Here is a 19,171-nt window from a genome sequence, read left to right on the forward strand (position 1 = left end):
TCTCCTCGCGGCGCCATGGAAGCGGCACCGCTAATGTCTGCGCGCCTTGCAGGCGCACTTATCGTTGTTGTGTCTTGCGGTGAGGTGCCGTCCTGGCCGTCGGGTTATCCCGATCTAGTTGTGCATCCTGCCGGTTCTATATACGGGCGATCCCTACGGACGTGATCGCTCGGCAATCACTCCTGACGCTGAAACTTCAGATCCCATACACCGTGGCCAAGGCGCTCGCCACGACGTTCGAACTTGGTCACCGGGCGCTCTTCTGGGCGCGGCACGTAGGTGCCATCAGCCGCCAGGTTGCGGTAGCCCGGCGCCGCGTTCATCACTTCGAGCATGTGTTCAGCATAGTTCTCCCAGTCGGTGGCCATGTGCAACACGCCGCCGACCTTCAGTTTGCTACGAACCAGCTCGGCGAAAGCCGGCTGGACGATACGGCGCTTGTGATGGCGCGACTTGTGCCAGGGGTCGGGGAAGAACAGCAGCACGCGATCGAGGCTGGCGTCGGCCACGCAGTCACGCAGCACCTCCAGCGCATCGCAGCTGTAGACCCGCAGGTTGCTGAGGTTCTGCGTCATCGCACCGTTGAGCAGCGCACCCACGCCAGGCTTGTGTACCTCGACACCGATGAAATCCTGCTCAGGCGCAGCAGCAGCCATCTCCAGGGTGGAGTGGCCCATGCCGAAGCCGATCTCGAAGGTACGCGGCGCACTGCGACCGAACACCTGGTCGAAGTCGCGCAGGCCGCCTTCCAGCTCAAGGCCGAACAGCGGCCAGCCCTTGTCGATGCCACGCTGCTGACCTTCGGTCATGCGCCCGGCACGCATCACGAAGCTCTTGATGGTACGGCGCTGGCGACCGTCTTCGGTCAGTTCGGGCTGTTGGGTATCGGTCATGCTGGACTCTTGTAGATTGCGTTACGACTGGCGCGCCGGCGGACCGGCACGCAGCCAATCGTCATCCTTAGTTGATCAGGCCAGTCAGCGGCGACGACGCACTGGCATAGAGTTTCTTCGGCATACGGCCGGCCAGGTAGGCCAGGCGACCGGCCTCGACGGCATGCTGCATGGCACGCGCCATCAGCACCGGATTCTGCGCTTCGGCGATGGCGCTGTTCATCAGCACCGCCTCGCAGCCCAGCTCCATGGCGATGGTAGCGTCGGAGGCAGTGCCCACGCCGGCGTCGACCAGCACCGGCACCTTCGATTCCTCGAGGATGATGCGCAGGTTGTACGGGTTGCAGATGCCCAGGCCGGAGCCGATCAAGCCGGCCAGCGGCATCACCGCGATGCAGCCGATCTCGGCCAATTGACGAGCGATGATCGGATCGTCGCTGGTGTACACCATTACGTCGAAGCCATCCTTGACCAGCACTTCGGCGGCCTTGATGGTCTCGATGACATTGGGGAACAGGGTTTTCTGGTCGGCCAGCACTTCCAGCTTGACCAGGTTGTGACCATCGAGCAGTTCGCGGGCCAGGCGACAGGTGCGCACGGCCTCGACCGCGTCATAGCAGCCGGCGGTATTGGGCAGGATGGTGTACTTGTCCGGGCTGATCACGTCGAGCAGGTTCGGCTCACCGGGATTCTGGCCGATGTTGGTGCGGCGCACCGCCACGGTGACGATCTCGGCGCCGGAAGCGGCGATGGCGTCGCGGGTCTCGTCCATATCCTTGTACTTGCCGGTACCGACCAGCAGGCGCGACTGGAACGTACGACCGGCCAGAGTAAAGGGCTTGTCGCTGCGAACTTGGCTCATGGAATACTCCTCGAGGGGTCAACCGCCGCCGATGGCGTGCACCACTTCCACCTGGTCGCCTTCGGCGAGCTGGGTGCTGTCGTGCTGGCTGCGTGGAACGATGTCCTGATTGAGCTCGACCGCCACACGGCGCCCGGTCAGATCGAGGCGAACCAACAGGTCGGCGACGCTCTGGTTATCCGGCAGTTCGAAGGGTTCACCATTCAACTGGATACGCATGACGACTCGGTCACAACTGGAAAGAGGGCCGGCATTCTAGCCCGTTAACTGGCCACGACCAAGGCTAAAAGGCGCCATTCGTCCTCATTTCTGACGCCAGGGTCAGGTCAGCTTCCAGGCGCTCAGGCCCAGGCACAGCCAGCCAACGAGGAAGGCGAGGCCACCGAAAGGCGTGATGATACCGAGCTTGCCGATGCCGCTGATGGTCAGCAGATAGAGACTGCCGGAGAACAGCAGGATACCCAGCGCGAAGGCGCCGCCAGCCAGGTTCACCAACCGTCCGGGCGCACGCATCGCCAGCAGGCCGACGCCGAACAGGGCCAGCGCGTGAATCAGCTGGTAATGCGTGCCGGTCTGGAACACCGCCAGATACTCGGGAGTCAGCCTGTGCTTCAGACCATGGGCCGCGAACGCGCCCAGAGCGACACCGGTGAAACCGGTGAATGCGGACAACAGTAGCCAGAGACGGGCCATGGAAACTCCTGAATAAATCGACCTGTGCGCAGTTTAGCCATTGGGCCTGAAGACGAAATGGTCGTTATTGTCACACCTGCGCCCAACTCTGTGGTTCCGCAGCAACTGACTCGGCACTTTTTGTTGCCCGCCATCCCTGGCGTCAACCCTTCGGGCCGTCGCAAAGCGACGTCAAAAATCGCTCCCGGCGATTTTTTGTTTTAATAGCGCCACATCCGATCATTGCGAGACCCCATGCTCCGAGCCCTGACCCGCCGCCTGCTGAAACTGCTGCTCTGGCTGATCCTGGCCAGCGTACTGCTGGTGCTTGCTCTGCGCTGGGTGCCGCCGCCCGGTACGGCGCTGATGATCGAGCGCAAGATCGAATCCTGGGGTAGCGAACAGCCCATCGAGCTGAAGCGCCAGTGGCGCCCCTGGAAAGAACTCCCGGATCACCTGAAGATGGCGGTGATCGCCGCTGAAGATCAGAAATTCGCCGAACACTGGGGGTTCGATGTCGGCGCGATTCAGGCGGCGCTGGCACATAACCAGAGCGGCGGCTCACTAAGAGGCGCCAGCACCCTCAGCCAGCAGGTGGCGAAGAACCTGTTTCTCTGGTCCGGGCGCAGTTGGCTGCGCAAAGGGCTGGAAGCCTGGTTCACCGCACTGATCGAAGTGCTCTGGTCGAAAGAGCGCATCCTCGAGGTGTACCTCAATAGCGTCGAGTGGGGCGATGGCATCTTTGGCGCCGAAGCCGCGGCACAACACCATTTCGGCGTCGGCGCGCCTTATCTCAATCGCCAGCAGGCCAGCCAGCTGGCAGCGGTGCTACCCAACCCGCTGCGCTGGAGCGCAGGCCGCCCGGACGCCTACGTCAATCGCCGCGCCGCCTGGATTCGTCAGCAGATGACGCAGCTGGGTGGTAGCCACTACCTCAATCAGCTCAAGGCAGCGCGCCCCGACTGGTGGCCACGCTGGCTGTAGGCGAGGCTAGCTAGCGAGTCGCGCGAAAAGCCTGGCGCGGCACCGCATGCAGCAGCGCGACCTCATCGCCGCGCAGGTGCACGGTCAAACCCCATTGCGGATAGACCCAAGCCTGACCGTCGACCAATTCCAAGGTCAGACGCGGCTGCCCGAGACTGGCAGCCAGGCGCTCGCTGGCCAGGGCTTGCGGGGCATTCAGATTGAGGCTGGCGATCGAAAAACCGGCCATCTGATCGACCAGTGATTGATCAAGGACCTGCTCGCTATCACCGGCCTTGAGGCCTTGCGCCGTCATCAGACTGTCGCGCTGCTCCCGGCTCAATCTCAGCTCGGCCTCGAGCGACCACTCGCCCTCCTCCCCTTCGAGTGGCGCACGATAGACAAGCCGTGCGCCGTCGAGGCGCGGCTCCAGCCATAGCTCGCCCGGCGCTGACGCCTGCACATCACGCAGCGTCAATTCGTCTTCGGCCAGCGGCTGCAACAGTACATCGCGCCACTGCTGCAGATTGGCCACAGGCTCAATTTCGGTACCGCGCATCAGCCAGGCGCCCCAGGCGAAGAACAGCACGGCGACGAGCGCGAATATCAGCCAGTGCTGCGCTTTCAGCGGGGCTTTGTTCAAGGCAGTTGCTCCAGACAGAAAAAAGCCGCACCAGGGTGCGGCTTTTCGGGGTAACGGTAGACTCAGGCGGCGATACAGCCTTTGAGCTTGTTCATCGCGTTCTTTTCGAGCTGACGAATACGCTCGGCCGACACGTTGTACTTGGCGGCCAGGTCGTGCAGCGTCGCCTTTTCCTCGGCCAGCCAGCGCTGGTAGAGGATGTCGCGGCTGCGCTCGTCGAGGCTTTCCAGCGCTTCGTGTAGGTTGCTGCTGGAACTGTCGCTCCAATCGGCATCCTCGAGCTGGCGAGCCGGGTCATAGCGATGGTCTTCCAGATAATGCGCGGGCGACTGGAAGGCGCTGTCGTCGTCGGCATCAGCTGCCGGGTCGAAGGCCATGTCCTGGCCGGTCAGGCGACTTTCCATCTCACGCACTTCGTGCGGCTCGACGCCCAGGCTGGCGGCCACGGCAGTCACTTCATCGTTGTTCAGCCAGGCCAGACGCTTCTTCTGGCTGCGCAGGTTGAAGAACAGTTTGCGCTGGGCCTTGGTGGTGGCCACTTTGACGATGCGCCAGTTCTTCAGAATGAACTCGTGGATTTCCGCGCGAATCCAGTGCACAGCGAAAGACACTAGGCGCACGCCCATTTCCGGGTTGAAGCGCTTGACCGCCTTCATCAGGCCGACGTTGCCTTCCTGGATCAGGTCGGCCTGAGCCAGACCGTAACCGGAGTAGCTGCGTGCGATATGCACCACGAAACGCAGGTGGGCCAACACCATCTGGCGGGCGGCCTCGAGATCCTGCTGGTAAAAGAGATTTTCGGCCAGTTCACGCTCCTGCTCGGGTGTCAGCAGCGGGATGCTGTTGACGGCATGCACGTATGCTTCCAGGTTGGCGCCTGGAACCAGAGCATGAACAGGTTGCAAGGAAGTGGACATTCGAATCCTCCGATTCACGAAACTCGTGCAGTGTAGCACTGCGCTATCTGATGCAGAGCCTGTGGATAAGTTCCTGCCAAGATAGTCAATATCAACCAAAACAATAAGTTGTCAGCTTGCGTTCAGCCTTGCCGAAAGGGCACCTCAACGGGGCGCCAATTCGTTCAGATGGCGCGCCACTGCCAGCCAGGCGCCAATATAGCCCAACAGCACGGCGCCGAGCAGCAGCGAAAAACCGTCGGAAGAAGGTACGCCACCCAGCGCGAAATCGCTACCGTAAAGGCCAGCCAAACGTACTACAGCATCGTTCAGCCAATCCAGCCCGAAGGCCAGCAGCAGCCAGGCGAAGATACCTGCGCCGAAACCGTACAACGCGCCCATATAAAGGAAGGGACGTCGCACGTAGCCATCGGTTCCACCTACCAGCTTGATCACCTCGATCTCGGCGCGGCGGTTCTCGATGTGCAGGCGGATGGTATTGCCGATCACCAGCAACAGCGCCAGGATCAGCAGCAGGCTGAGGCCGAAGACGAAGCGATCACCCAGTTTGAGGATGGCGGTCAGGCGCTCGACCCAGACCAGATCGAGCTGCGCCTGCTCCACCTTGGGCAGCTCGGCCAGGCGTTGGCGCAGAGCTTCGAGCTTGGCCTTGTCGACTTCCTTGGGCGTGACCAGGACTACGCCTGGCAGCGGGTTCTCCGGCAGTTCCTTGAGCGCCTGGCCCAGGCCGGAGAGCTGCTGGAACTCCTCCAGCGCCTGCTCACGGCTGATCCACTCGGCATCGGAGACATCATCCATCGCTGCGATCTGCTCGCGCAGCGCCTGGCCGTCACGCTCGCCGGCGGACATGTCGAGGAACAGGGAAATCTGCGCCGCACGCTGCCAAGAGCCGCCGAGCTTCTCGACGTTGTCCAGCAGCAGCGACAGGCCCATGGGCAGGCTCAGCGCCACGGCCATCACCCAGCAGGTGAAGAAGCTGCCAATCGGCTGGCGCGCCAGGCGGCGCAGACTGTCCACCAGGCTGGCGCGGTGACTTTCCAGCCAGGCATGGAATAGCGTGCGGAAATCCGGCTCGTCGGCCGGGCCGTCCACCACCTTGTTGCGCGGCGCCGCGCCGACACGCTCGGCCGGTTGCGGGGTGGGCATCTTCGATGCGCTCATCAGGCAGCCTCCCCGTCACCGATCAGGCGACCGCGTTGCAGGGTGAGCATGCGCTGGCGCATGCGCGCGATCAGCGCCAGGTCGTGGCTGGCGATCAGCACCGTGGTGCCGAGCTGGTTGATGTCTTCGAACACGCCCATGATCTCAGCCGCCAGGCGCGGGTCGAGGTTTCCGGTGGGCTCGTCCGCCAGCAGCAGGGCCGGACGGTGGACGATGGCACGGGCGATGCCGACGCGCTGCTGCTGACCGGTGGACAGGTCTCCCGGCGCCTGCGCGGCCTTGTCGCTGAGGCTGACACGTTCCAGCGCAGCGCCGACGCGCTTGGCGATCTCCGGCTTGGACAGACCGAGAATCTGCAACGGCAGGGCGACGTTGTCGTAGACCGTGCGATCGAACAGCAGTTGGTGATTCTGGAACACCACGCCGATCTGCCGGCGCAGGAAGGGAATCTGCGCGTTGGTGATGGTGGAAAGATCCTGCCCGGCCAGCAGCAGCTTGCCGCTGGTGGGCCGTTCCATCGCCAGCAGCAGGCGCAGCAGCGTGCTCTTGCCGGCACCGGAGTGCCCGGTGACGAAGAGAAATTCGCCGGGGCGAACGCGGAAACTCAGCTCGTGCAGCCCGACATGGCCATTGGGGTAACGCTTGGCGACCTGCTCGAATCGGATCATGCCCGCTCGCGCTCCTCGAAGAGTGCCTGAACGAAAGCCTGCGCCTCGAACGGGCGCAGATCATCGATGCCTTCACCCACGCCGATGTAGCGAATCGGCAGGCCGAACTGCTTGGCCAGGGCGAAGATGACGCCGCCCTTGGCGGTGCCGTCGAGTTTGGTCAGCGCCAGGCCGGTGAGGTTCACCGTCTGGTTGAACTGCTTGGCCTGGCTGATGGCGTTCTGCCCGGTGCCGGCATCGAGTACCAGCAGCACTTCATGCGGCGCGGTTTCGTCCAGCTTGCCGATCACCCGACGGACCTTCTTCAGCTCTTCCATCAGGTTGTCTTTGGTGTGCAGGCGCCCAGCGGTATCGGCGATCAGCACGTCGATGCCGCGCGACTTGGCGGCCTGTACCGCATCGAAGATCACCGAGGCCGAGTCGGCGCCGGTGTGCTGGGCAATGACCGCGATGTTGTTGCGCTCACCCCAGACCTGCAGCTGTTCCACGGCAGCGGCGCGGAAGGTGTCGCCGGCGGCGAGCATGACCTTCTTGCCGTCCTGCTGCAGCTTCTTGGCCAGCTTGCCGATGGTGGTGGTCTTGCCCACGCCGTTCACGCCGACGACCAGAATCACGTAGGGCTGCTTGGCGCTGTCGATGACCAGCGGCTGCTCGACCGGCTTGAGCAGGGTCACCAGCTCTTCCTGCAGGGCCTTGTACAGTGCACCGCTGTCGGCCAGCTCCTTGCGCGCGACGCGCTTGGTCAGGTTGCCGATGATGGTGGTGGTCGCCTCGACGCCGACGTCCGCGGTAAGCAGGCGGGTTTCCAGATCGTCGAGCAGGTCATCGTCGATGGCCTTCTTGCCAAGGAACAGGCTGGCCATGCCTTCGCCGAGGCTGGCGCTGGTCTTGGACAGGCCTTGTTTGAGGCGAGCGAAGAAACTCGGCTTTTCCTGAGTGGCTGGCACAGCGACGGGAGCTGGCGCAACAACCTCGGACAACGCTTCGGCAACAGGCTGAGGCACGGGCGGCGGCTCAACGACAACAGGCGGGGCGACCGAGGGTTCGGCAACCAGCGGTTCAGCCTGTGGCGCTGGAGCAGGCGCGGCCTCAGCCACTTCGGGCTCGAGTGCCGGCAAGGTTTCGGGCGCGCTCTCAGGTGTCGACGGCTCGGCAGGTGGTTGAGCAGACTCAGATTGCTCGACGGGCGCGGGCTGAGTCGGCTCGGCTGCGTTCTCTGCGGGCTTCTTGCGCCACCAACTGAACAGGGATTTCTTTTCTTCGGTCACAGGCGGGATCTGCGCGCCAGCCTCGGCCGGCGACTTCTTGTCGTCATTGGAACCAAACATGGGTCGCTTGCATCTCAGGGGAGCGGACGCTAACAGGCTGCAAAGCCTTGCCGCGCCGCCCCGGAAAAGGATGGGGTATCCTAGCACCTCTTCGCCCGTCGGCGGTACGACCGCCCAGGCTATCCGACAGGTCTGACTTTCGATGAATGCCATTGCCCGCCGTTCCCTCGGCCTGCTGTTTGGCGCACTCTGCGTGCCACTCGCGGCCTTCGCTTCTCCCGCTCAACCCACCCACGAATTCAAACTGGACAATGGCCTCAAGGTCATCGTCCGCGAGGATCACCGCGCTCCCGTGGTGGTTTCGCAGATCTGGTACAAGGTCGGCTCCAGCTACGAAACGCCCGGCTCCACCGGACTGTCCCACGCACTGGAACACATGATGTTCAAGGGCAGCGGCAAGTTCGGTCCCGGCGAAGCCTCGCGCATCCTGCGTGAACTGGGCGCCGAGGAGAATGCCTTCACCAGCGATGACTACACCGCCTACTACCAGGTGCTGGCCAGTGACCGCCTGGGCGTGGCCCTGGAGCTGGAAGCCGATCGCCTGGCCAGCCTGACGCTGCCGGCCGACGAGTTCAGCAAGGAAATCGAGGTAATCAAGGAGGAGCGTCGCCTGCGCACTGACGACCGCCCGTCCTCGCTGGCCTACGAACGCTTCAAGGCCATGGCTTATCCGGCCAGTGGCTACAGCATCCCGACCATCGGCTGGATGGCCGACCTCGATCGCATGCACATCGACGAACTGCGCGCCTGGCACCAGAAGTGGTACGCGCCGAACAACGCCACCCTGGTGGTGGTCGGTGACGTCAGCGTGGATGAGGTGAAAACCCAGGTTCAGCGCTACTTCGGCGGCATTGCGCGCGGTGAAGTGCCGACCGCCAAGCTGCCGCTGGAGCTGGCCGCGCCGGGCGAACGCCGTACCACGCTGTATCTCAAGACCCAACTGCCGAACCTGATCATGGGCTTCAACGTGCCAGGTCTGGCCACCACCGAAACGCCACGCCAGGTCTACGCCTTGCGCCTGGCCGCTGCCTTGCTCGACGGCGGCTACAGCGCGCGTCTGTCGACTCGCCTGGAGCGTGGCGAGGAGCTCGTTTCCGGCGCCAGCGCCTGGTACAACGCCTTCACCCGCGGCGACAGCCTGTTCATCCTCTCGGCAACGCCCAACGTGCAGAAGGGCAAGACCCTGGAGCAGGCCGAAGCTGGCCTGTGGCGCGAACTGGAAGAGCTTAAGAAAGCCCCGCCGTCCGCTGCCGAACTGGCCCGCGTACGCGCCCAGGTCATCGCTGGCCTGGTCTATGAGCGCGACTCGATCACCAGCCAGGCCACCAGCATCGGTCAACTGGAAACCGTTGGTCTGTCCTGGCAACTGATCGACCAGGAACTGAACGAACTGCAGGCCGTCACCCCAGCCGATATCCAGCAGGCTGCCCGCACCTTCTTCGTCCGCGACCGCCTGAGCGTCGCCCACGTTCTGCCTGAAGCATCCCGTCATGAGGAGTCCCACCATGAAGACTGAGCACCGCCGCCTGGGCCTGCTCGGCCTGGTACTGTCCAGCGCACTGCTACTGGGCGCCTGCGCCAACCTCTCTGACAAGGCCCCGACGGGCGATGCCGCCAAGCTGCAGTCGCTGGCCGCGCTCGACGGCAAGGCACCGACCCGCCGCACCCTGGATATCCAGACCTGGAACACCGCGCAGGGTGCCAAGGTGTTGTTCGTCGAAGCCCATGAGCTGCCGATGTTCGACCTGCGCCTGACCTTCGCTGCCGGCAGCAGCCAGGACGGCGGCGTGCCAGGCCTTGCCACCTTGACCAACGCCATGCTCAACGAAGGCGTGCCGGGCAAGGACGTTGGCGCCATCGCCGCCGGTTTCGAAGGCCTCGGCGCCGAGTTCGGCAACGGCGCCTATCGCGACATGGCGGTGGCCAGCCTGCGCAGCCTGAGCGCCCAGGAGCAGCGCGAGCCGGCTCTGGCGTTGTTCGCCGAGGTGCTGGGCAAGCCCACCTTCCCGGCCGACTCGCTGGCACGGATCAAGAACCAACTGCTCGCCGGTTTCGAGTTCCAGAAGCAGAACCCGGGCAAGCTGGCCAGCCTCGAGCTGTTCGAGCGCCTTTACGGCCAGCACCCGTACGCTCACCCGAGCGACGGCACCGCGCAATCGATTCCGGCGATCAGCCGTCAGCAACTGCTGGCTTTCCATGCTCGTGCCTACAGCGCCGGCAATGCGGTGATCGCGCTGGTCGGCGACCTGTCGCGCGCCGAGGCCGAGGTCATCGCCAACCGCGTTTCCGCAGCCCTGCCGAAAGGCCCGGCACTGGCGAAGATTGCCCAGCCGCAAACGCCCAAGGCGAGCGCCAGCCATATCGAGTATCCGTCCAACCAGACCCATCTGCTGATCGCCCAGCTCGGCATCGACCGCCGTGATCCGGACTACGCGGCGCTGTACCTGGGCAACCAGATCTTCGGCGGCGGCGGGTTCGGCACGCGGTTGATGAGTGAAGTGCGCGAGAAGCGCGGCCTGACCTACGGCGTCTACTCCGGCTTCAGTGCCATGCAGGCGCGCGGCCCATTCATGATCAACCTGCAGACCCGCGCCGAACTCAGCGAAGGCACCCTGGCGCTGGTCAAGCAACTGCTAGGCGACTATCTGCGTGATGGTCCGACCCAGCAAGAGCTGGATGATGCCAAGCGCGAACTGGCCGGCAGCTTCCCACTGTCCACCGCGAGCAATGCCGCCATCGTCGGCCAACTGGCCTCGATGGGTTTCTACGACCTGCCGCTGAGCTACCTGGACGACTTCATGCGCGACGTGCAAAGCCTGAGCACCGAGCAGGTGAAAGCGGCGATGGCCAAACACCTCGATCCCGAAGCACTGGTGGTGGTCACCGCCGGCCCGACGGTAGCGCAGAAGGAGCTGCCGCCGCCCACCGACCGGCCGACCGAGCAGCCCAGTGCGGTGCCGCACTGATGCGTGGTCGCGCGCCGCAGAAACCCGCCGCGGGCAAAGCCCACGGCGGGCAGGGCCAACTGCGTATCATCGGCGGCGAGTGGCGTTCGCGGCGCTTCGCCTTCCCCGACGGCCCCGGCCTGCGCCCAACTCCGGACCGGGTACGCGAGACGCTGTTCAACTGGCTCGCGCCTTATGTCGAAGGCGCCCACGTGCTCGACCCCTTCGCCGGTAGCGGCGCGCTGCTACTCGAAGCCCTGTCGCGCGGGGCGGCCAGTGGGCTGGCCTGCGACCTCAACCCGGCTTCGGTGAGCGCATTGCGTGGGCACCTGGCGACACTGCAATGCAGCGCTGGCGAGATTCAGCTGGGCGACGCCCTGCAACTGCTGGCTCGCCCGGCGCCGCGGCGCTTCGATATCGTTCTGCTCGACCCGCCGTTCCACAAGGATCTGCTGCAGGACGCCTGCGAACTGCTGGAAGCTCAGAACTGGCTGGCCGACGACGCCTGGATCTACACCGAAAGCGAAACCGCGCCCTCGACGCTGGGCCTGCCCGGCAACTGGCGCCTGCATCGCGAGAAGCACACCGGCCAGGTGCATTACGCGCTGTGGCAGCGTGGATGAAGGACTTCATCTACACCCACCTACCCTACCTGCTGCTTATCATGCTGGCATTGCCGGTGTTGCTCAGCCAGCAGGAAATTGCGCTCAACCTGCAACGCGCGATACCACACAATCCCAATGCCGGTATCACCATCGGGCTTACCAGTCAGCGCATCGTCGCACTGCTGGTATTGATCTGGTGTGCCTGGCGGATGATGCGCAAACGGCGCCGCTAAGATGCCGGCATTGCGGCGAGCCTGTGGCGGCGAGCACAATCCCAATGAGTTGGCCTGACCAACGTTTCCTGACACGCAGATAGTCTATGCCCGCAACGTTCCAACCCGCCTGGTGGCTCCCCGACCCGCATCTGCAGACGCTGTGGAACCCCTTCTGTCGCAAACCGCCGCAACTGGAACGGCAGCGCGAACGGCTGTGGCTGGACGATGGCGACTTCCTCGACCTCGACTGGCATGGCCCGCATGACGCCCATGCGCCGCTGGTGCTGGTACTGCATGGTCTGACCGGCAGTTCCAATTCGCTCTACGTGCTCGGCCTGCAGCAGGCGCTGGGCGCGCGTGGCTGGGCCAGTGCCGCGCTGAACTGGCGTGGCTGCTCAGGTGAACCCAATCTGCTGCCGCGTGGCTACCACTCCGGCGCCAGCGAAGATCTGGCCTCGGCCGTGGCGCATCTGCGCACGCAACGACCAATGGCCCCCTTGTACGCCGTCGGCTATTCGCTCGGCGGCAACGTGCTGCTCAAGTACCTGGGTGAGAGCGGCGAGCAGAGCCAGCTGCAAGGCGCAGTGGCGGTCTCGGTGCCGTTTCGTCTGGACCAATGCGCCGACCGCATCGGTTTGGGCTTCTCGCGGGTGTACCAGGCGCACTTCATGCGCGAGATGGTCGCCTACGTGAACAACAAGCAACGCCTGTTCGTTGAGAGCGGCCAGGGCGAACGCCTGTCGGTGCTGGAGCGCCTTGGCCCGCTGGATGGCATGCGCACCTTCTGGGACTTCGACGGCCGCATCACCGCGCCGCTGCACGGGTTCGCCGATGCCCACGACTACTATCGCCGCGCCTCCAGCCGTTTCTACCTGGGTGAAATCCGTACGCGCACGCTGATTATTCAGGCCGAGGACGACCCCTTCATCTTCCGTCACAGCCTGCCCGAAGCCAGCGAACTGGCCCCAGGCACCGAGTTCGAGCTGCATGCCAAGGGCGGGCATGTCGGCTTCGTCGAGGGCAGCCCGCGCAAGCCGGTGTATTACCTGGAGCGGCGTATTCCACAGTGGTTGGCTGACCTCGGTTAATCGCGGCTGAAGCCGCTCCTACGCGGGCGGCAAGAGCCGTAGCCCGGATGAAATCCGGGAAGATGCGATAAAGGCCCTTCTGGATTGCAAGCGAGCACGGCAGTCGCTGCAGATTGTGGGAGGCGCTTCAGCGGCGAAAAGATCGCGGCTAAAGCCCCTCCCACAGAGGCAGTACTGCATGATCACTCACCCCAGCACCTGCTCCAGCGGCACATGCAGCCGGCCATACAGCGCCTCGACCGCTTCGCGCGCCGCAGGTGCCAGGTAGCCCCCTTCCAACGCCAGCACCTGATAGATACCGCGGCGCAGCATGTCCTGGCTGAGGTTGTCCGGGTTGGCGCCTGTGGTGCAGAGAAAGCGCACCCAGGAGGTCATGATGATCCAGCTGTTGAGCGTTAATGCCTCGATCTGCGCCGGGCTCATAAGCAGAACGCCCGCCTCGACGAACCCCTGATAAATCGATTGCGCGCCCACCAGGCAGCGTCGGGCGAAGGCACGGTAGCGCTCGGCCAGCTCAGCATCGGACTCCAGCAGATGCTCCAGGTCACGATGCAGAAAGCGGTAGTGCCACATCGCAGCCAGCAGTGCTTCCAGATAGAAGGTCTTGTCCTCCACCGTCAGCGCGCGGCCTTCGGGCAGGCGCAGGAAGCTGTCCACCTGCGCTTCGTACTGGGCAAACAGCTCGGCGATGATCACCTGCTTGTTACGGAAGTGGTAATACAGGTTGCCCGGCGACATGCCCAAGTGCGCGGCAATGTGATTGGTGGTGACGTTACGCTCGCCCTGGCTGTTGAACAGGGCCAGGCTCTCGGCAACGATGCGGTCGCGGGTCTTGGGTGGCGCCATGACGCAGCTCGATCTCGACTTCAAAAGTGGCAAAGGTACAGGCGAATCCGCCGAAGTGTTACCCCCCAGATGCACCGCATACGCTGCAGCAGGCCTTTGGTTAGGGTGCAGCAAGGGCGGCGGCGCGGCATCTTATTTGACACATTAGAGTAATTGCTCTAAAAATCTAGCGCAGCCTAATCGCGGCTTATAGCCGCCTCCAGCAGGCTGTTTAAAAACGTCGGCGAGGCAGTCAGCGCAAGGCAAAAACAGGCGAAAAAAGGCCGGGGTCGCGACCGACTTTACAAGTTGTAAATGAGCATTTTGATCGGACTCGCGCACGAGCCTGTTTTTAACGCAGCGATGACAACGCAGATAGTTTTTCAACAGCCTGCCCGCTGGAACGTCGAGGAGAAACCCATGGTCGCCGACATCGCCTACCTGCAGCACAGTCAACAGCAGATCAACCAGCTGGACGCCACATTCGCCCAGCAACGCTCTGCCTTTGCCGCCAATCCGATGCCATCGGCCGAGCAACGTATCCAGTGGCTGAAATCCCTGAGTGAGCTGTTGACCGAACAGCAGGACGCACTGATAGGCGCGATCTCCGAGGACTTCAGCAACCGCTCGGCCGACGAGACCCTGCTCGCCGAACTGATGCCCAGCCTGCACGGCATCCATTACGCGACCAAGCGCATCAAGAAGTGGATGAAACCCTCACGACGTAACGTCGGCATGCAGTTCATGCCGGCCTCGGCCAAGGTCATCTACCAACCGCTGGGCGTGGTCGGCATCATCGTGCCGTGGAACTACCCGCTGTTTCTCGCCATCGGCCCGCTGACCGGTGCCCTGGCCGCCGGCAACCGGGTAATGATCAAGATGAGCGAGTCCACGCCGGTCACCTCGCAACTGGTTAAGGATCTGCTGGCGCGCATCTTCCCCGAGGATCTGGTCAGCGTCGCCCTGGGTGAAGCGGAAGTCGGCATGGCCTTCTCCAAGCTGCCGTTCGACCACCTGCTGTTCACTGGCGCCACCAGCATCGGCAAACACGTGATGCGCGCCGCCGCGGAGAACCTGACCCCGGTGACCCTGGAGCTGGGCGGCAAATCGCCGGCCATCGTCTCCGCCGGCGTACCGCTGGCCGACGCCGCCGAGCGCATCGCCTTCGGCAAGACGCTCAATGCCGGGCAGACCTGCGTGGCGCCGGACTACGTACTGGTGCCGCGTGATCGTGTCGACGGCTTCGTCAGTGCCTACCGTGAGGTGGTGCAGCGCTTCTACCCGCAGCTCAAGGACAACCCGGACTACACCGCGATCATCAACGAGCGCCAGCTGGCCCGCCTCAACGGCTACGTGCAGGATGCCGAGGCCAAGGGCGCGCGCGTCGTCCCGCTATACCCCGAAGCCCAAGGCCGGCGCCTACCGCAGAGCCTTGTGCTGGACGTCACCGACGACATGAAACTGATGCAGGACGAGATCTTCGGCCCGCTGCTGCCGGTGGTGCCCTATGACCGCATCGAAGACGCCTTCGCCTACGTCAACGCCCGGCCGCGCCCACTGGCGCTTTACTACTTCGGCTACGACAAGCGCGAGCAGCAGCGCGTGCTGCACGAAACCCACTCCGGTGGTGTATGCCTGAACGACACCCTGCTGCACGTAGCGCAGGACGACATGCCATTCGGCGGCGTAGGCCCGTCGGGTATGGGCCACTACCACGGTCACGAAGGTTTCCTGACTTTCAGCAAGGCCAAGGGCGTATTTATCAAGCAGCGCTTCAACGCCGCGCGGCTGATCTACCCGCCGTATGGCAAGGCGATCCAGAAGCTGGTCTACAAGCTGTTCGTACGCTGATCAACGCGGGCAGCGCCCGTTTTACGCCTGGTGATAACAACAATGAACGACACCACCCTGAACGCGCCGCAGCTGTCGCGGCGCAGCCTGCTCAAGGTCGGCCTGCTGGGCACGACACTGCTCGGTACTGCCGGGCTTACCGCTACGCTCAGCGGCTGCTCGGCCAGCACGCCGGCCAATGGCTATCTGATCCTGCGCAGCAGCGACCTGCCGTTTCTACGCGCGCTGATTCCGGTGATGCTCCATGGCGCCGTCAGTACCGAGCAGATGCCGCAGGCCATCGACGGCACACTGGAGAGCCTCGATAACAGCCTGGCGCACCTGTCGCCAGAGATGCTGAAACTCACCGTGCAGCTGTTCGACGTGCTGGCCCTGCCGATCACCCGCGGCCCGCTGACCGGGGTATGGGGCAGTTGGGAAAAAGCCAGCGGCGATGACGTGCGCAACTTCCTCAAGCGCTGGCAAAACAGCAGCCTGAGCCTGCTGCGCATGGGCCATGCCTCGCTGCTGCAACTGGTGATGATGGCCTGGTACAGCCGCCAGGAAGCCTGGGCGCATTGCGGCTATCCAGGGCCACCCACCGTATAACGGCTGATTCGTAGGGTGGGCCGACCGGCGATCCGCTTAAGCCCACCCTACCAACTGGAACTTAGCCAACCGCGATTATCAGAATGAGGCCTCTGAAACCGTAGCGAGCGGTTCGAGTGCAAGGAAGGCTCGCAGCACGTGGCGAGGCTGTACTGAAGTACGCCGAGCCACGGGCGAGAACCTGACGCCGCAATCGGATCGCGCAGTAGGTTTCAGTGACTCCGAGGAAAAACAATGCCTGTACCCGATTTGTTCAAACAAGGCCTGGCCAAAGGTTGGAAGACATACGACGGCTCGCGCCTGGAAAGCGACCTGACGCTGGAGGCCGACGTCGCCATCGTCGGCAGCGGTGCCGGCGGCGGCACCACGGCAGAGATTCTCAGCGCTGCCGGCTACAAGGTACTGCTGATCGAGGAAGGCCCGCTGAAGACCAGCGACGACTTCAAGATGCAGGAGGCCGAGGCCTATCCGAACCTCTATCAGGAAGGTATCGGCCGCATGAGCAAGGACGGCGCCATCACCATCCTGCAGGGTCGAGCCGTGGGCGGCACGACGCTGATCAACTGGACCAGCAGCTTCCGCACCCCGCCACAAACCCTGGCGCACTGGGCCGAGGCCCATGGTGTGAAAGGCCATGACGCCGAGTCAATGGCGCCCTGGTTCGAGAAAATGGAGCAGCGTCTGGGCGTCGCGCCTTGGGTGGTGCCGCCAAATGCAAACAACGAGGTGATCCGCACTGGCTGCGACAACCTCGGCTATCACTGGGCAGTGATCCCGCGCAACGTGCGCGGCTGCTGGAATCTCGGTTACTGCGGCATGGGCTGCCCGACCAACGCCAAGCAGTCGATGCTGGTCACCACCATCCCCGCGACCCTGGATGCTGGCGGCGAGCTGCTGTACCTGGCGCGCGCCGACAAGCTGGTGATCGAAGGTGACAAGGTCGTCGGCATCGACTGCCTGGGCATGGACGAGCGCTGCGTAGCATCCAACGGCAAGCGCATCCGGGTCAAGGCGCGGCATTACGTGCTGGCCGGCGGCGGCATCAACACCCCCGGCATCCTGCTGCGCTCCGAAGCGCCCGATCCGCACAAGCGCGTTGGCCGGCGCACCTACCTGCACCTGGTGAACTTCTCCGCGGCGCAGTTCGAGCAGGTGATCAATCCCTTCTACGGCGCGCCGCAGTCGCTCTACTCCGATCATTTCCAATGGGACGACGGCACCAGCGGGCGGCTCTCCTACAAACTGGAAGTACCACCGCTGCAACCGGCGCTGACCGCCACCCTACTCGGCGAGTTCGGCCGCGAGAACGCTCTGCGCATGGAGCAGTTGCCGCACACCAATGTGATGCTCGCCCTGCTGCGCGACGGCTTCCATCCGGATAGCGCCGAAGGCCGTGTGGAGCTGCGTGGTGACGGCAGCCCGGTGCTCGACTACCAGATGACCGACTACACCTGGGACGGCGTACGCCGCGCCTTCCTGACCATGGCCGAAATCCAGTTCGCGGCCGGGGCCAAGGCGGTGATGCCGATGCATGCCGATGCCGGCTACGTGAGAACGTGGAAGGAGGCCAAAGAGCTGATCGAACAGCTCGATCTCGCGCTGTACCGCACTCGCCTCGGCAGCGCCCACGTCATGGGCGGTTGCGCAATGGGCGAAGACCCGCAGCAGGCAGTGGTCGACAGCCTGGGTCGTCACCATCAGCTCGATAACCTGTCGATCCACGACGGTTCGCTGTTCCCCACCAGCATCGGCGCCAACCCGCAGTTGTCGATCTACGGGCTGACCTCGAAACTGGCCACCTTGCTGGCCGAACGGCTGAGGGCCTGAGATGAGCAAGCTGATTGCCTTTTTCCTGCTGGTAGCCGGGGTCATCCACCTGCTACCAGTGGTCGGCGTGCTTGGCGGTGAATGCCTCAATGCGCTGTATGGCATCGCCCTCGACGAGCCCAACCTGCAGATCCTGATGCGCCACCGTGCAGTGCTGTTCGGCCTGCTCGGCGCCCTGCTGGTGGCAGCGGCGTTCGTTCCGGCGCTACGCAGCGCGGCCCTGACCGGCGGACTGATCAGCGTGCTCGCATTCCTCCTGCTGGCGTGGAGCGCGCCCGTCTACAACGAGGCTTTGCGCCGCGTGGTGATCGCCGACTGGATCGCCCTCGCCTGCCTGATACCGGCACTGCTGCTGCACCTACGCAGCCACTGAGCTTTCGTCACGCTTGGCCGCAAGGGAAACGCTGCGCTACCATCCGCGACTCTTGCCGCCTCGAACAGGACGAAGCGATGAATCGAGTGTTGTACCCGGGTACCTTCGACCCCATCACCAAAGGCCATGGCGATCTGGTCGAGCGCGCCTCGCGACTGTTCGATCACGTCATCATCGCTGTCGCCGCCAGCCCCAAGAAGAACCCGCTGTTCCCGCTGGAACAACGTGTCGAGCTGGCCCGTGAGGTGACCAAGCATCTGCCGAACGTCGAAGTGGTGGGTTTTTCCTCGCTGCTGGCGCACTTCGTCAAGGAACAGAACGCCAATGTCTTCTTGCGCGGCCTGCGTGCGGTGTCGGACTTCGAGTACGAATTTCAGCTGGCCAACATGAACCGCCAACTGGCGCCGGACGTCGAGAGCCTGTTCCTCACACCGTCGGAGAAGTACTCCTTCATCTCCTCGACCCTGGTGCGCGAGATCGCCGCCCTGGGTGGTGACATCACCAAGTTCGTTCACCCCGCCGTGGCCGACGCGCTGTACGAGCGCTTCCGCAAGCATTAAAAGCCGGCCACTCGTGGCCGCCTGATGACCCTCTCCCATTCATGGGAGAGGGTGCCCGCAGGGCGGGAGAGGGTAAAAGCGGCGCCACGATTCATTACCCCTCCCCCGCCCCTCTCCCGTAAACGGGAGAGGGGAGCAAAGCGCTGAACTGACCAGGCTAATGGCACAAGGCTCGCCAATCCGGCAC

Annotated in this window: 21 protein-coding genes; 11 read left to right on the top strand and 10 right to left on the bottom strand. The window is 63.8% G+C overall.

What is annotated here, in order from left to right:
- Positions 1-176 precede the first annotated feature (176 nt).
- The 4 genes from trmB to CXP40_RS07875 form a co-directional block, all read right to left on the bottom strand.
- On the bottom strand, positions 177-893 hold the full coding sequence (gene trmB / locus CXP40_RS07860) for a tRNA (guanosine(46)-N7)-methyltransferase TrmB (RefSeq protein WP_106733320.1): 717 nt from the start codon (positions 891-893) through the stop codon (positions 177-179).
- A 67-nt stretch (positions 894-960) separates the two neighbouring features.
- A complete protein-coding gene (locus CXP40_RS07865; RefSeq protein WP_017363115.1) occupies positions 961-1,755 on the bottom strand; it encodes a thiazole synthase in 795 nt (264 codons plus the stop codon).
- Positions 1,756-1,773: 18 nt separating this feature from the next.
- Positions 1,774-1,974 carry a sulfur carrier protein ThiS gene (gene thiS, locus CXP40_RS07870; RefSeq protein ID WP_061240208.1) on the bottom strand — a complete coding sequence of 67 codons (201 nt, stop codon included), beginning with the start codon at positions 1,972-1,974 and terminating at the stop codon, positions 1,774-1,776.
- 102 nt (positions 1,975-2,076) lie between these two features.
- Positions 2,077-2,448, bottom strand: coding sequence for a DUF423 domain-containing protein (locus CXP40_RS07875; RefSeq protein ID WP_106733321.1), 372 nt, complete (start codon positions 2,446-2,448; stop codon positions 2,077-2,079).
- Between the two features lie 234 nt (positions 2,449-2,682).
- On the opposite strand from CXP40_RS07875, the gene mtgA reads away from it, so the two are divergent.
- Positions 2,683-3,411 (top strand): monofunctional biosynthetic peptidoglycan transglycosylase, encoded by a 729-nt coding sequence (mtgA, locus tag CXP40_RS07880; protein ID WP_106733322.1) that lies wholly within the window; start codon positions 2,683-2,685, stop codon positions 3,409-3,411.
- 10 nt (positions 3,412-3,421) lie between these two features.
- Here the strand turns inward: mtgA and CXP40_RS07885 are convergent, their stop codons facing one another.
- From CXP40_RS07885 to ftsY, 5 genes are all read right to left on the bottom strand, one after another.
- The gene (locus CXP40_RS07885) at positions 3,422-4,033 is read right to left on the bottom strand and encodes a hypothetical protein (RefSeq protein WP_106733323.1); all 612 of its coding nucleotides are present in this window, start codon (positions 4,031-4,033) and stop codon (positions 3,422-3,424) included.
- Between the two features lie 62 nt (positions 4,034-4,095).
- Positions 4,096-4,950 (bottom strand): RNA polymerase sigma factor RpoH, encoded by an 855-nt coding sequence (rpoH, locus tag CXP40_RS07890; RefSeq protein ID WP_017675856.1) that lies wholly within the window; start codon positions 4,948-4,950, stop codon positions 4,096-4,098.
- A 144-nt stretch (positions 4,951-5,094) separates the two neighbouring features.
- Positions 5,095-6,111, bottom strand: a complete 1,017-nt coding sequence (gene ftsX / locus CXP40_RS07895) for a permease-like cell division protein FtsX (RefSeq protein WP_106733324.1) — start codon at positions 6,109-6,111, stop codon at positions 5,095-5,097.
- Positions 6,111-6,779 carry a cell division ATP-binding protein FtsE gene (gene ftsE / locus CXP40_RS07900; protein WP_099525949.1) on the bottom strand — a complete coding sequence of 223 codons (669 nt, stop codon included), beginning with the start codon at positions 6,777-6,779 and terminating at the stop codon, positions 6,111-6,113. The genes ftsX and ftsE overlap by 1 nt, the downstream gene beginning before the upstream one ends.
- The gene (ftsY, locus tag CXP40_RS07905; protein ID WP_106733325.1) at positions 6,776-8,107 is read right to left on the bottom strand and encodes a signal recognition particle-docking protein FtsY; all 1,332 of its coding nucleotides are present in this window, start codon (positions 8,105-8,107) and stop codon (positions 6,776-6,778) included. The genes ftsE and ftsY overlap by 4 nt, the downstream gene beginning before the upstream one ends.
- Before the next feature lie 142 nt (positions 8,108-8,249).
- Here ftsY and CXP40_RS07910 point away from each other — a divergent pair, with 142 nt between their 5' ends.
- From CXP40_RS07910 to CXP40_RS07930, 5 genes are all read left to right on the top strand, one after another.
- Entirely contained in the window at positions 8,250-9,623 is a 1,374-nt protein-coding gene (locus tag CXP40_RS07910) for a pitrilysin family protein (protein ID WP_106733326.1), read from the top strand.
- Positions 9,613-11,073 carry a pitrilysin family protein gene (locus tag CXP40_RS07915; protein ID WP_106733327.1) on the top strand — a complete coding sequence of 487 codons (1,461 nt, stop codon included), beginning with the start codon at positions 9,613-9,615 and terminating at the stop codon, positions 11,071-11,073. The genes CXP40_RS07910 and CXP40_RS07915 overlap by 11 nt, the downstream gene beginning before the upstream one ends.
- A complete protein-coding gene (gene rsmD, locus CXP40_RS07920; protein WP_106733328.1) occupies positions 11,073-11,675 on the top strand; it encodes a 16S rRNA (guanine(966)-N(2))-methyltransferase RsmD in 603 nt (200 codons plus the stop codon). Before CXP40_RS07915 ends, rsmD begins: the two co-directional genes overlap by 1 nt.
- Positions 11,672-11,890: a hypothetical protein gene (locus CXP40_RS07925; RefSeq protein ID WP_099525954.1), complete on the top strand. Its 219-nt coding sequence runs from the start codon at positions 11,672-11,674 to the stop codon at positions 11,888-11,890. The genes rsmD and CXP40_RS07925 overlap by 4 nt, the downstream gene beginning before the upstream one ends.
- Before the next feature lie 86 nt (positions 11,891-11,976).
- Complete coding sequence (locus tag CXP40_RS07930; RefSeq protein WP_106733329.1) at positions 11,977-12,960, top strand: hydrolase; 984 nt, start codon at positions 11,977-11,979, stop codon at positions 12,958-12,960.
- Positions 12,961-13,146: 186 nt separating this feature from the next.
- Here the strand turns inward: CXP40_RS07930 and CXP40_RS07935 are convergent, their stop codons facing one another.
- A complete protein-coding gene (locus CXP40_RS07935; protein WP_106733330.1) occupies positions 13,147-13,806 on the bottom strand; it encodes a TetR/AcrR family transcriptional regulator in 660 nt (219 codons plus the stop codon).
- A 399-nt stretch (positions 13,807-14,205) separates the two neighbouring features.
- Here CXP40_RS07935 and CXP40_RS07940 point away from each other — a divergent pair, with 399 nt between their 5' ends.
- The 5 genes from CXP40_RS07940 (at position 14,206) to coaD (ending at position 18,984) form a co-directional block, all read left to right on the top strand.
- Positions 14,206-15,636 carry a coniferyl aldehyde dehydrogenase gene (locus tag CXP40_RS07940; RefSeq protein ID WP_106733331.1) on the top strand — a complete coding sequence of 477 codons (1,431 nt, stop codon included), beginning with the start codon at positions 14,206-14,208 and terminating at the stop codon, positions 15,634-15,636.
- 42 nt (positions 15,637-15,678) lie between these two features.
- Complete coding sequence (locus tag CXP40_RS07945; protein WP_106733332.1) at positions 15,679-16,224, top strand: twin-arginine translocation pathway signal protein; 546 nt, start codon at positions 15,679-15,681, stop codon at positions 16,222-16,224.
- Between the two features lie 234 nt (positions 16,225-16,458).
- Positions 16,459-18,051, top strand: a complete 1,593-nt coding sequence (locus CXP40_RS07950) for a GMC family oxidoreductase (RefSeq protein ID WP_106733333.1) — start codon at positions 16,459-16,461, stop codon at positions 18,049-18,051.
- Between the two features lies 1 nt (position 18,052).
- Positions 18,053-18,424 (top strand): phosphopantetheine adenylyltransferase, encoded by a 372-nt coding sequence (locus CXP40_RS07955; RefSeq protein WP_106733334.1) that lies wholly within the window; start codon positions 18,053-18,055, stop codon positions 18,422-18,424.
- 77 nt (positions 18,425-18,501) lie between these two features.
- Positions 18,502-18,984: a pantetheine-phosphate adenylyltransferase gene (gene coaD / locus CXP40_RS07960; RefSeq protein WP_106733335.1), complete on the top strand. Its 483-nt coding sequence runs from the start codon at positions 18,502-18,504 to the stop codon at positions 18,982-18,984.
- Positions 18,985-19,171 lie beyond the last annotated feature (187 nt).

It is taken from the genome of Pseudomonas sp. YY-1 (genome assembly GCF_002843095.1).
In the GTDB taxonomy this organism is placed as follows: domain Bacteria; phylum Pseudomonadota; class Gammaproteobacteria; order Pseudomonadales; family Pseudomonadaceae; genus Aquipseudomonas; species Aquipseudomonas sediminis_A.